General features: G+C 64.3%; 13 protein-coding genes and 1 pseudogene. 8 read left to right on the top strand and 6 right to left on the bottom strand.

Features of this window, described 5'->3' with window-relative positions:
• From FAB82_RS14235 to FAB82_RS14225, 3 genes are read left to right on the top strand one after another with little or no spacing between them, the layout of a single operon-like run.
• Window positions 1-480: a hypothetical protein gene (locus FAB82_RS14235; protein ID WP_136535202.1), complete on the top strand. Its 480-nt coding sequence runs from the start codon at window positions 1-3 to the stop codon at window positions 478-480.
• 40 nt (window positions 481-520) lie between these two features.
• Entirely contained in the window at window positions 521-820 is a 300-nt protein-coding gene (locus tag FAB82_RS14230; protein WP_136535201.1) for a hypothetical protein, read from the top strand.
• Window positions 817-1,209 (top strand): contact-dependent growth inhibition system immunity protein, encoded by a 393-nt coding sequence (locus FAB82_RS14225; protein WP_136535200.1) that lies wholly within the window; start codon window positions 817-819, stop codon window positions 1,207-1,209. The genes FAB82_RS14230 and FAB82_RS14225 overlap by 4 nt, the downstream gene beginning before the upstream one ends.
• Window positions 1,210-1,375: 166 nt before the next feature.
• Here the strand turns inward: FAB82_RS14225 and FAB82_RS14220 are convergent, their stop codons facing one another.
• The 5 genes and pseudogenes from FAB82_RS14220 to FAB82_RS14200 all read right to left on the bottom strand — a co-directional run bounded on the left by FAB82_RS14220 (window position 1,376) and on the right by FAB82_RS14200 (window position 5,137).
• Complete coding sequence (locus tag FAB82_RS14220; protein WP_136535199.1) at window positions 1,376-2,632, bottom strand: leucine-rich repeat domain-containing protein; 1,257 nt, start codon at window positions 2,630-2,632, stop codon at window positions 1,376-1,378.
• Between the two features lie 85 nt (window positions 2,633-2,717).
• Window positions 2,718-3,032, bottom strand: a pseudogene (locus FAB82_RS14215) (respiratory nitrate reductase subunit gamma); the annotation flags it as partial.
• Window positions 3,033-3,232: 200 nt separating this feature from the next.
• Window positions 3,233-3,883 carry a hypothetical protein gene (locus FAB82_RS14210; RefSeq protein WP_136535198.1) on the bottom strand — a complete coding sequence of 217 codons (651 nt, stop codon included), beginning with the start codon at window positions 3,881-3,883 and terminating at the stop codon, window positions 3,233-3,235.
• A gap of 118 nt (window positions 3,884-4,001) precedes the next feature.
• Window positions 4,002-4,292 carry a hypothetical protein gene (locus FAB82_RS14205; RefSeq protein WP_136535197.1) on the bottom strand — a complete coding sequence of 97 codons (291 nt, stop codon included), beginning with the start codon at window positions 4,290-4,292 and terminating at the stop codon, window positions 4,002-4,004.
• A complete protein-coding gene (locus FAB82_RS14200) occupies window positions 4,289-5,137 on the bottom strand; it encodes a hypothetical protein (protein WP_136535196.1) in 849 nt (282 codons plus the stop codon). Before FAB82_RS14200 ends, FAB82_RS14205 begins: the two co-directional genes overlap by 4 nt.
• Before the next feature lie 385 nt (window positions 5,138-5,522).
• Here FAB82_RS14200 and FAB82_RS14195 point away from each other — a divergent pair, with 385 nt between their 5' ends.
• The 4 genes from FAB82_RS14195 to FAB82_RS14180 all read left to right on the top strand — a co-directional run bounded on the left by FAB82_RS14195 (window position 5,523) and on the right by FAB82_RS14180 (window position 8,995).
• Window positions 5,523-5,813 carry a hypothetical protein gene (locus tag FAB82_RS14195; protein ID WP_136535195.1) on the top strand — a complete coding sequence of 97 codons (291 nt, stop codon included), beginning with the start codon at window positions 5,523-5,525 and terminating at the stop codon, window positions 5,811-5,813.
• A 21-nt stretch (window positions 5,814-5,834) separates the two neighbouring features.
• Window positions 5,835-6,539, top strand: a complete 705-nt coding sequence (locus FAB82_RS14190; RefSeq protein WP_136535194.1) for a hypothetical protein — start codon at window positions 5,835-5,837, stop codon at window positions 6,537-6,539.
• Between the two features lie 6 nt (window positions 6,540-6,545).
• Window positions 6,546-8,156, top strand: coding sequence for a hypothetical protein (locus FAB82_RS14185; RefSeq protein WP_136535193.1), 1,611 nt, complete (start codon window positions 6,546-6,548; stop codon window positions 8,154-8,156).
• 320 nt (window positions 8,157-8,476) lie between these two features.
• A complete protein-coding gene (locus FAB82_RS14180) occupies window positions 8,477-8,995 on the top strand; it encodes an SUKH-4 family immunity protein (protein ID WP_136535192.1) in 519 nt (172 codons plus the stop codon).
• A gap of 137 nt (window positions 8,996-9,132) precedes the next feature.
• On the opposite strand, the gene FAB82_RS14175 is transcribed toward FAB82_RS14180, so the two are convergent.
• Window positions 9,133-11,286: a DnaJ-like cysteine-rich domain-containing protein gene (locus FAB82_RS14175; protein WP_136535191.1), complete on the bottom strand. Its 2,154-nt coding sequence runs from the start codon at window positions 11,284-11,286 to the stop codon at window positions 9,133-9,135.
• Window positions 11,287-11,470: 184 nt separating this feature from the next.
• On the opposite strand from FAB82_RS14175, the gene FAB82_RS14170 reads away from it, so the two are divergent.
• Window positions 11,471-12,154, top strand: coding sequence for a hypothetical protein (locus FAB82_RS14170; RefSeq protein ID WP_136535190.1), 684 nt, complete (start codon window positions 11,471-11,473; stop codon window positions 12,152-12,154).
• Window positions 12,155-12,158 lie beyond the last annotated feature (4 nt).

Genomic DNA, 12,158 nt, shown 5'->3' with positions numbered 1-12,158 from the left:
ATGTCGACAAATTACGAATTCAACACAGCCTCTTATTCAGTGGAGGAGATTTCGGATTTCTTCTGTACCGTACTCGATCTTGATCGAGTTAAACTCCTGGCGCCGTCACCTATCACAGGTGAGAAATGGTGGGCTGCTGCGACTGTCATGGAGGTTGCAGAGTTCACAGACGAAGGACGGCGATTGCAGGCCACCGACACCTTTACCTCGATCTCTTTCGAGCCGCGCAAATCTATGAACTTCGAGGATGAGAATCGAGGCCTTGCCCGAATCATTAAGTCCGTACTCGACCTACTATCTCGTGATAACAGTTCATCTGGATTCCTTGAATTCTATGATGAAATTATCGTGATCGAGAAGCGAAAGGGCCAAGAAATAGTCGTCGATCCGAGATTGATCGACCCCAATGATCTTGACGCTCAAAATATGTTTGCTCCGATACTTAAAGGATATATTATCGAGCCGATAGATCAATTCTAGCGAACCCGTAATGGCTCAAATGAGCAATATGATGGAAGGTATGGACATCCCCAACCGCGAGGAGGTGGCCGCGCAATGGAACCGGGTCATCAACCGCGAGATCACTCGCGAGGAGGCCCATGTTTGGGCGAAACCCTGGGTCGAGGAGCGCGACGACGAGATCGCCGACCCGATGGTCCGGTCAGCGCTGCTGCGATTGCACGGGTTCGACATGATCTACGTCGACGATGAACGGAGGGTGGTTCGTCACGGAGGCGACGGTCCATACGTACATGCGAGCGCTTCAATCGCTGCCGCTTTTGGCCAGTGGAAAGCTAAGTGCAGACACATGCCATCATGAACCGCACCGAAATCCATGAGTCCCTGGAGCAATTGGAGAACGACCGCTGGCCGCGGCCTTCCGCTGACGCAACCAGACTCATCCGTCATTGCCATGCGGCGCGCGCCAAACCTGCATCGCAGCTGTCGACCGAGGAGCTTCGCCTGCTCATCGGCCAACGGATTTCGCTTGCATGGACCGTGCCCTTCGCGTTGCACGATCTCCAGCGAACTCCAATGGTTGAAGGGGATCTGTACCCCGGTGATCTCCTTGCGGCCTGCCTCTCACTGCCCGACGAGTACTTTGCGGCTCATCCCGAGGTGAGAAGGCAGCTCGCGGAAATCGTGGAACAAGTCGGAGAAGACGATTGGAATCTGGCGTTTCCCGGCCGTTTCACGGAATGGCGGTGAATAGGGTCGGTTCCTGAGGCCTTCGGGCTTTCACCATCAGCGAACCGCCGCGAGCCAGGGCTTGTTCAAGTTCCGCGATCGTGTGAAGCGCCTGGTTGAGGTGGGCTGGGGCGCATAGCGAAGCAGAAACGAGATTCGCGATCATTTTGGTGCTGAAGCCAAACGATCACGAAATTTCCTTGAGGAAGGCCATGAGGCCGTCGTGCCCGCTGGCAACCGCGGCGGCCACCTCGGGGGCGAACGGGTTCCCTTCGACCAGAAGCTCCTTCAACCCCCCGATTGCTGACAGGCTCGCGGGCAGGACACTGAGTTGATTGCGCTTGACCTCGAGCTGCGTGAGTGCCGTGAGGCCTCCGATGGAGTCCGGAAGTGCTGAGAGCCGGTTGCCTTCGAGATCCAGCGTCTCGAGCTCGGTGAGGTTCCCGATCGAGTCCGGCAGCATCGAGAGCCGGTTGAATCTGAGGTCGAGCTCGGTGAGGGCGGTCAGGTTTTCGATCGAGTCTGGCAGCACCGAAAGCCGGTTGAACCCCAGGTCGAGTCTGGTGATCGCGGTGAGATTCCCGATCGTGTCCGGCAGCGCTTCGATACTGCAGTCCCAGAGATCGAGTTCGGTGAGCGCGACCAGGTTGCCGAGGGTTTCCGGCAGTGATAGGAGGTCGTTGTTTCGGGCGGTGAGCTTCTTGATGGCGGTGAGCTTCCCGATGCTCTGCGGCAGTGCCTCCAGTCGGTTGTAGCTCACGTCGAGCTCTTCCAGCTTCCTGAGTTCGCCGATCGAGTCGGGCAGTTCGGTGATCCGGTTGCCGTTGAGATCGAGATTGGTGAGCGCGGCGAGCGCCCCGATGGATTCAGGCAGTGATGTCAGCCGGTTGGCGTTCAGATCCAGAAACTCGAGCCGCGCCAGGTCGCCGATCGACTCGGGCAGCGACCGGAGGTCATTGCCCCGCAGGTTGAGTTCGGCCAGGCTCGCGAGATTGCCGATCGGTTCGGGCAGCGCTTCGAGATCGTTGCTGCGAAGGTCGATTTCAACCAGGGAGACGAGGTTGCACAGTGACTCGGGCAGTTCTTCCAGATCGTTCCCGGAAAGGTAGAGCCATTCGAGAGTGGCGAGGTCGCCGACAGCTTCCACCAGTGCGGTCAACCGGTTGTTCCCGAGGTCCAACTTGGTCAATGCGCCGAGTCGCCCGATCGACTCCGGAAGCGCAGTCAGCCTGTTGTCGAACAGGATCAGCTCGACCAGCCCCGTGAGATTGCCGATCGACTCGGGCAGCCCTGTGAGCCGGTTGTCCATGAGGTTGAGGTTGGTGAGCCCGGTCAGCTCGCAGACCTCTTCGGGCAATTGGGTGAGGTCCAGATCGGCGAGATCGAGCTCCGTCTGCCTGGTGCGCTTGGCCTCGTGGATGCGCTGCATGGCCTCGTCGAGCATCGAGGGGCATCTTCCTGCTGGGAGACAAGGGGGTCCCCCATTCTAAAGCGAATCCTCCACGCGGCACTCCCCCGAAGCGGGTGAATCTACGTCCAGCCTCGGGTGCCCGGCGGGAGGCCGGGGTGGGTTCCCGGTCTCGGGTCCTGTAGACGACGTAGGGGCGGAAGAGGTACCAGACGGGTGCGCTGAAGGCGTGGACGAGCCGAGTGAAGGGGAAGAGCGCGAAGAGGGTCAGGCCGATGAGCGCGTGGAGCTTGAAGGCGCCGGCCATGGCGGCGACGTCGGGTTGGAGGATCCAGATGCTCCGGAACCAGGGCGAGACGGTTTCGCGGTAATCGACCTCGTGGCCGCCGGTGAGTCCGGCGACGGCCGTGAGCAGGGTCGTGGTCAGGCCGGCGAGGAAAAGGGCAGGAGGCCGCGGAGCTCGAGGGCGGTTCCTCAAGGGGTTCATCGGAGTCACGGTTCCGAGCCGGCTCGGATTGATCAGTGCTCATCGCTTCCACAGCTCATCACATCCATGGCGGGCCAAGGAGGCCGGCCGGTTTGGGAGTGCTGGGCTGCGGCTCTTCGAATCTTCGACATGACGGCAAGCATCAAGGGCTAAAACTGCCTCTGGTCCGAGGGTGGGAATTGGGCCTGTTGCGGCGGACCGAATTGTGCGCCTGCCGTGGGCGCTTGCTGCCCGGCGAACACGACGTAGCTCCGCTTGGGAGTCCACCTCCGCACAGCGGGTGTCAATACGAGGATGAAGACGAGCAGGGCCAATACGAGCGTCGCTGCGGCCACAGGGATATTCAGATCAAGCGCGTCCATGTAGTACTGCGCCCCCGAGAATTTGCCGGCGGAGGCCGACTCCAGGTCCTCGCCGAGGCTTGAGCTCCAGATCCAGACCCAGCTCTCCCACCCGATCGCGCCCACAACCAGGATGCCTACCCAAATTGCGGTCAGGATGCGGGCGGAGCGCTTGCCTTTGTGCAATCCGACTGCCGAGACGATGGCCAAGACGAGCAGGAGCACCACACCGACGCCGATGAGTCCCAGCTCAACGTAGCTGTGTTCCAGCATGTATTGAGTGGCGGTGTCGCCAGGTTCAGGCTCGATCCAGGTCTCGAAGTAGTAGGTCGCGTCGGCTTGCATTAGCGGGACGAGTGCCAGCGGCGACAGCGCGATGAAGAAGACTGCGAACTGGATCAGGGCAATCGCGATCGGTATGCGGGCAGGTGTCTGCGATGGGTATCGAGGGTCAAGCACGTCTCTTCTTCCTGGGCGATTGATTGTTCGACCCGAATCTACGTGGCCAACGCCATTCACGGTGCCCCCGGACCAGAAGCTTCTCCAGTTCGAGGGCGTACCGAGATCTCGTCTCCTCTCAGCCTTCGCAGTGGCGGAAGGTGGTGTGCCAGAGGCGGATTGCTTCGGATTTCAGGTGATCGGTTTGGGATTCGGCCCATTCTCGGTGGAGCGGTTCGGAGACGTGGAGTCGCGGGCAGCGGGTTTGGAGGCCGGTGATCGAGCCGATGGTGGCGGGGATCAGGTCTACGAAGAGTAGGCGGAGGCGGTCTTGGCCGATGGGCCAGGAGTATTGGACCTTTCGATTGTCGATCGTTTCGATGCCGAGGACCGGGAGTCCGGCCTCATCGATGACGGCGTGGAGTCTCATGCCGTGGCCCCTCTGTCCATGAGCGCTCCGAGGGCGGCCCCGGCCCGCATCAGGTCGGTGACCTTGATGGCGGCGGCGCGGGCGGTGGTCTGGAGCGGGAAATTCAGGTAGTGCGTGCCGTCGGGTGCTGTGTGGAAACCCGGGGCGTGCGGGTTGCGGGCCGTTTCCTCGGCGGTGTGGACGGTCTTGGACGGTTCGGGCGGTTCCGTTGGGGGCGTGAGGCCTTCGTAGTCGGGTGCCACCTCATCTCCGGTGTCGGGATCACCTCCGGTGTTTGCGACAGTGCCGCCGGGCACGTTGTCGAGTCCAGGCCCAGAGAGCCAGCCGCCGCTACCCCTCAGGCGCCCTTGACCTTCGGGTTCGGCGTCGCTGATGGCGGTGGCGTGCTCTTGTCGGGCGCGGCGGGCTCCGCCCAGGGCGTCGGCGAACCGCGCGGCGCGGACTTGTTGTGCGGCAGACCGATTCAGCGGTTCCGCCGCTGCCGCGCGACTCTGGGTTCCTTTGCGGTCCCGGCCGCAGGCAGTCTTGAGGGCCCGCCAGATCCGACCCTCCCTCAGGCTCGTCCAGGCCCGTTCCCAGCGGCCGGGGTCCATCTCCGTGTGGTGTGCCTGGGCAAGGTCGGCCGAACCCTCCATGAAGCGGTCGAACGCCGCCTCCCGCAGACGACCGAGGCTCGGCAGATCGGGGCGTTGCATGGCCCGGGGGCCGAAACGCCGGTTGGGGCGAGGGTTGAGTCGCTGGTCGGAGCATTGCGGGCTGGGGCTCGGCTTGGGGTTGAGCGCGGCGATCTTCGCGCGGAACGCCGCCGGGTTCCTCGGGGGGAGCGTCCAGGGCGGAACGATCACGTTCCACGCGACGCCCGAGGGGTTTCCGTCTACAGACTCAGGCCTGTTTTCGAGTAGGCTGATATATGCCACGGGAGGTACGCCTCTCTGGTGAAGGAGGCGGCCCGCCAGCTTGTTTAGCGACGTTGCGGCGGGCCGCCGCTGATATTCACTTATCTGAATTTCGTGCTCATAGCACGCACGACAAGTCTAAACGGCCACGGCTCAGCGGACCAATAAGGCGCGCCCTCGCGTCCAGATCCGTCTAGAGACGCGGCCACCCTCATGTCCGGCTTCGGGCGCTCCGTGTGAATTGCGCCGGTCCGATACCATCGAGGTCAGGTCCCAAATACACTGCGCTCCTTGAGGAGAAACCCCCGTGGCGAGAAAAATCGATTCTGAAGCCATGCGCGAGTTCACAGAGGCAGTCAAGCCTCACCTCGAAACCGCTCGAGACGAACTCGCCCCCATGCTCGAACCCGAAGGCGCTCTGGGCAAAATGCCCGCCTTCGGCGTGCTCGACAACGCCCCCTCCGCACGCAGCAGCTACAACGAGTTCCACCAGACCATGTGGACCAATACCCAGAAGCTGATCGAAGCCCTTGAGGGCCTGTCCGACGCGGTCACGGCCTCGGCCGACGACAGCGACGAGTCCGAGGCTCTGACGACCTCCGATGTCAACAACCAAGACGGCTGATCCCGGGAGAACCTGAATCCGATGCGAACCCATCGACTCGTCAAGACCGCCGCCGCACTCGGCGCCGCAGTTCTGCTCCTGACGGGCTGCAACGCCCTCGGAGGCGGCGACGACAGCAACGGCGGCAACTCCGACGGAGGAGGCGACCGTGCGGAAAGCGTGTATCCGGGTGTGACCCAAGCAGAGGTCTACGGCGCCATGACTTCATGGGGCACCGGATGCGAAATCTTCGAAGACCTCCAGCCGTACCAGGACTACATCGGCGTCGAGGAAGTCGTCGAAGGCGGGATGGTTCCGAACAACGAAGGTGAACTTCCGGCCTGTCGCGGCCAGTTCCACCTCCCCGGCTCTGCGAACGCCAGGGCCCAACTGACCCTGCTTCCTTTCGAAACCGATCAAGAAGCCGCCGATGAGTACCAATCATTGGTTGACGGTTTCGAACCCGGCGACGGTGGAACCGAGTACACCGACGTACAAGAAGGTGAACTCGGGGGTGAGTGGACCGAGAGCTATTTCTGGAGCGGATATACCGAATTCGGACAGACGGTCAATAGCTGGGGCCAGCAAGGGAACTGGGTAATCGAGTTCTTCACCTACGTTGACAACGACCCCGGCGGAGAGGACGCTCCCGTCTACAACTTCACCCTGGATGAGTACGCCCCCTTCGTGACCGAAGAATACCTTCCGGGCCTCAATTCCGAAATCGCTGCGAAGTTCGAGGAGTAACCCCCAATGAGCAACGAAGACGAAGCCACCTACACCGCAGTTGATGAGGGCAAGAGCACTGATGACATCAACAGCGTCATCGAAGGGCTCCTCCCAAGCCCCTCCTGCGATGGTGACGGGTGCACCAATGCTCAGGTGACCGAGGCTGAACGAGCCTGGGTCAAGCTCATGTCCGCGGTTCCCGTCATGGGCCAGACTGAATCCGATTTCGAGACCATGCGCGGAGAAGTCGCCATGCCTCCCGGCGAGACCGTCAAAGGCATGGTGAATGCGCTTCGCCCGGATAACCCTGATGCCTACGCCTTCGAAACGATCGCCAATCACTGGGCTACTTTCAAAGGCAAGATCGAGACCATCAAGTCGAAGGTCAAAGAGGCCACCGTCGATCTGGGCAATGAGTGGACCGGGTCCGACTACGAAGCCCTGACCGAGCAGGTCGACATCGTCATCACCAATGTCGACGCGATGGTGGACGCGATCGGCGAGGACGGCGCGGGCGGCGTGGTCGGCCAGCTCCGTGAGAAGCAAGAGACGGTCGCCGGCCAGCAGGGCAGCAACAGAATTGCCTACCCGGCTCCCCTCTTCTATTTGGAGGAACACTCGGGCTGCGCCCACCGGCTGCACAGCCGTGTTCCCTTCAACGACGCGTGCGATATCTCGGAGGACGAAGAGGCCCAGGCCGCCGTCGACAAGGCCGGGCTCGACCCGACCGTCTTCGACAGCATTCGCGAAGAGCGCGAAGAGGAGTACCAGACCCGACTCACCGAGTACACCGAGAACCCCGACACCCTCCCGCCCGGCATGAACGCCGAGCAGGCCGCGAACAAAGACGCCGACGAATACGCCGACGCGGCCGTCGCGGACAAGAACGCCGACGGCTCGACGGAGTACCAGGCCAAGGCCTCCGAGATCGACAACGATGTGGTCTCGCGCCAGCAATCCACCGAGTTCGAGGTCGCTGCGATCCAGCCGGTCGCCGACCCTTCGGAAGACACCGCGTTCAACGACGGCGACACCCCGGCCTGGCCGGGCACCGATGGCGGCTCCGCGCCGCAGTCGCCCGGCAGCATGGGCACCGGCTCGGACTCCTATGTCCCGCCGGAGAACTTGACCGACATCTCCGGCCCCGGCGGTTCCGGTGGCTCGGGCAGCACCCCCAGCACCGGCCTCGATTCCGAGAACCCGTGGTCGTCTGAGGCGGGTGAAGACCCCGATGACCTCGGCGGCGGTCTCGCCTCGGGCGGCGGTGGCGGCCCAGGCACATTGGCTCCCACGGCACCCGGTGGCGGCCCCGGAACTGGCGGCGGTAGCGGCGGCATGGGCGGTGGCGCCGGCGCGGGCCTCTTCGGCGGTGCCGGTGGCATGGGCGCAGGTTCCGGAGCCGGTGCGGGCCGCGGCGGCGGCATGGGCGGCCGGGCAGGCGGCATGGGCGCTGGAGGCCGCGGCGCGGGCGCTGCGGGAGGCCGAGCCGGAGGCGGCGGCATGATGGGCGGCGGCCGAGGGGGCGCCGGCGGCACCGGCGAGGACGAAGAGTTCGACTCCGGCACCTGGCTCATCGAAGACGAAGACATCTGGGGCCTGGCCCGCTTCGAAGACGACAACGACCCGCTGAAGTAAACGGCGACAAGCAAACCAGTGCGGCGTGCGATCATTGATCGCGCGCCGCACTGCTTGCTTTCCGACTAGCGGGGTCGTCTTGAAGCCCGTTCTTGCAACCCAGAAAAATGCCGAAGCAGCCTTTACTTTCACCCACTCGCCTGCCATGTTGCCGCGGCGATAAGAAAAATTCCGGCACAGCTTCATCAATGGACACAGCAGAGTTCAATGGCATTGCGTTGCAACATCTCTGGCCTTCATGAATGACTCGCAGCCGTCTACGAGAACATGACATCCGGCTGACGGTCGACCGTCATCGCCGAGCCGACTAGGAGTCACCGATGCAGCTCGACCGCATTCTCAATGATCCGATCGCCGAACTCGTCGATCCCGACGACCAGGTGATTCCGCCTGCGTCCGCGGTCTCCGGGTGGCAGGTTCCCGAGCCCGATCGGCGGGCGCTGCTGGATTTCGGGCTGCCGAGGATTCCGATCATGAAGTATCTGCCGGAGGCGTCGCCGCCGGCCGAGGCGGTAAAGAGGGATGACGAGGTCATGGGCTACCTGCTGGGGCGCCTGCGCATCCTCGACGTCTTTGCGGCCCCGGGAACCGGTGCGGTGCAAGGGGTCTCCAGGCGCAACGGCAGGCGCTCGTTCCTGAACTCCTCCGCAGCGTCATATGTGGAGATCTCGTGGCGGATGTACCACCTTCGGATGGAGCGGTACATGATCGACAACGACGAGGAGGCGGATCTGGCTTTGGCGGCCTTCCTGCGCCGCGCCAACGAGATAGATCCGCAAGTCGGCCAGGACGAGACCCAGTCCTACTGGGCAGGCGAGGCCAAGGCCTGGGCGGCCTGACGCCGGCCCCTATTCGCACCGACTTCGAGCAGGTCCGGGCGAAGGTCGACTATCTCGGCTCCCGCGACGACATCGCCTACCCGCCCAAGGTGTCCTGAGAATGGACGACAGCGGGACTGCACGAGACGCTCGTCGATTCAGTCGTTGAGTTGTGCGACGGCCTCGGTGAACGTCGCCGCGTCGGCCAGCACCCGCCAGTCGCGTTCACCGGGGGTGTTCGAACGCTCCTCCAATCTGATGAGCGCGCGGTCCGGGCTGAGGTGGAGCTTGACCGTCCGAGGTTCGGGGTCGGCGCAGCGGCGGGCGAGTCCGTCGAGGACGGGTTCGAGCCTGTCGAGGTCCGCCGATGCCGGGTCGGTCCGCTGCGGTTCGGACAGCACCGCGGTGGGTGCGAACCGCTGGTACTCGAATACGCGCGTCCAATGCTCCCAACCGAAGCCCACCGCCGCGGCGAATGGCCGGTCGGCGCCCAGCCAGGTTTCTTGCCTATGCCGCTCTTCCGGGTCGAGAACGTATGCGGACCAGCGGGTCCCAACCGCGACCGAGTCAGGGACGGCGGGCACGGGTGCCTGAAATCGGGCCCCGACGACCAGGTCGAGCCCGAACGCGTTCGCGGCCTGCGCCAGCGCCTTGACGCCGCGCTCATCAGGGCGGCGCAACCGCCAGAAGACCCGCCCGGCCCTCCAGCCGCGGCTGATTCGCTCGCAGAACGCCCGCGCCTGCGCGTCGTGGTCGGCGCCTACGAGTGCGGTGCAAGTGCCGTCGAAGATTTGGCTGCTCATGTCGGGGCCGCCGGCGATGGTCACGTTCGCCGGATCGATCCCGAATTCTTTGAGGATTCCGCCGAGCCGCCAAGGCTTGCCGAGCCGATGGAGCGTCCGATCCCCGCCGTGCGCGGCGACCGGAGTGGGCTGGGTGCCGGGCGGGGCCGGGGGAGGTGCGAGGTTGATGTGGCGGGCGAAGGAGCGAGCGTCGGTGACGGTGATGACCGCGCCAGTGTGAATGCGGCCCGAGTGTCCACAGGTGGAGCAGGTCTCCGAAGGCCGCTCCCCGGTCCCGCCGCACACCGCGCAGCGCGAATAGGCGTCCCCGTTGCGGTTGTCAATGCACTGGCACTGCGACCAGGCGGTACCGGTCTGGCAGGTCGCACAGCCGTGGGACGGGATCGGTGCGGCCAGCCACGTAGGCGTCGGCGGCTCGGTCTCCAGGGCCCATTCGGCGAGATGGCGCTGCTCGACCTGGCCGGTTTCGATCGGGATGAGCGTCTCCCGGACGCGTGCGACTACGACCTTCGTCAAATGCCAGGCGCCGTCGCGCCAGATCGCCGCGGCCGGATCGGTTTCCCCGCCGAGCACTTCGAGCTCGCGCGCCAGCTGCGATGCCGGGCCGGGAGCGGCGGGCCCGGTGCCCGAAGCGTCGTCGACGAAACGGCCGGGAGTCCCACCGGGCCGGTCATCGTTGTGGCCGGGATGGAACCGGTCGACCATGTCTTGGGAGTCAGCGCGCAGCAAGGCTTTCCGCAGGTTCATGTGACGGGGCCAGGACGGTGGTCCCCCGACCGGCAGCGGCACACCCGGCAGCGTCAAGCCGACCCACCACGAGAACCGCGGTCGGCCATCCGGTCCGGTGGCCCGAGCATGCCGCCACACCATCAGGTCCACCCGCAACGCCGCAGCGAGGGAGCACAACTCGGCCAACCGCTGGTCCGGGTCGGCGGGCCAGGTCTGGTTCGGGTGCGCGATGAGGACCTGGCGGCGCCCGCGCTCATTGGAGGCCAGCGCCTCGGCCTCGATCCGGAATCGTTCTGCCGCTTCCATCTCGGGGTCCCATTCGCGGGCGAGGCGGATCGGGCGCCACCGGTAGAAGCCGAAGCCGGTCAAGGCGGGCTTGGTGTCGAGACCGACCTGGGCGGCGACGTCGCCCAGCACCTCGCCGAGCGGCAGTACCCATTCCCGGCCCCGATCGTCCGGGCCCACTTTGACCGGGGTGATGACGCCGGGGATCACGGAGACCGAGGCGACCTGTCCGGTGCCGGTGTTGACCGCCGAGACCACCAGCTGCCCGCGGGCCCGCCCCTCGCCGGAGCAGGTGATGCAGCGATACGTGACCGTCCCCGACCCGTGGCAGAGGCGGCATTTGACGAACGCCTCGTACGAACCCAATGCGGCGCTTTCGGAGACGACCAGCGTGTTGCCGGTCTTCGTGCAGGAACACGCACTGATCTGACGCCCCGACCCAGAACAGCTGAGGCACTCGACCACCAGGCGATCGGTTTCGGCTGCGTCGCTCATATCTCGGCCGTACCCACCATCGGATGTCCTCCGCTATAAGGGGATCGCGTCCCGCATCGGGATGCCGCCCCTCACCGTATCCGAACCTGGGAACCTTAGAATCCGGCCAGAGCGAACTAGCGTTGCGGCACGGCATCACTCGCACCGGACGAACGGCTGCGGTTGGCCCGAGAGAAGGATCACGATGAACGCTGAACTCGAATCGATCAAGACGAAGGTCGACTATCTACTCGCCGCCGATGGCGTGCGGTTCGCGGCGAATGTGCTGCGAATCTGGGAGCACGGCGAGGAGTTTCGCCGGGAGCTCGATACGGAGCATTTCAAAGACCTGAGCCTGGAGCCGCAAGAGCGCCTGGCCGCCGCCCTCGCGGGTCGTCAACTGGGGCAGCTGCGGTTCTCCGGCCGGGAGCATTGGGGCCGATGGAAACTCGATGAGTCCGAGACCGAGTGGCAGGGCGAGCACGATTGGCATGTCATCGGCGAGTCCGAGCTGGCCGACACCACGGCGATCCTGCTCCATGCTCAAACCGGGGAGACGGTGTTCTATGACGCCGACGCCTGGGATTGGAACCTGCGGGACAACTTCATCATCGTCAAGGACTCCCTCGCCGCCTTCATTGACGAGGTCGTGCTCGGTCCCGAATACGAGCGTCTCTACTACCAGAATCTGGTGGAGCTCGCTTCCATCCTCGAGGTGGACGCCGAAGAGTTCCCGGGCATCGAAGGCGACCCCTGGCACCATCTGCTGCGGGAGATGCGGGCCGATCTCTTCGATGGGGCCCAAGTGGATCGCGGCAGGCGGCGGGAACTCAATCGCCGTATCGAGGCGTACTTCGCCGACGACGATGCCGATGAGGACGACGGCTGATCCC

The organism is Glycomyces buryatensis, from assembly GCF_004912275.1.
Taxonomy (GTDB): Bacteria; Actinomycetota; Actinomycetes; order Mycobacteriales; family Micromonosporaceae; genus Glycomyces; species Glycomyces buryatensis.
Note: the sequence above shows the minus strand (reverse complement) of the source record. Positions and strands in the feature narration are given on the sequence as shown.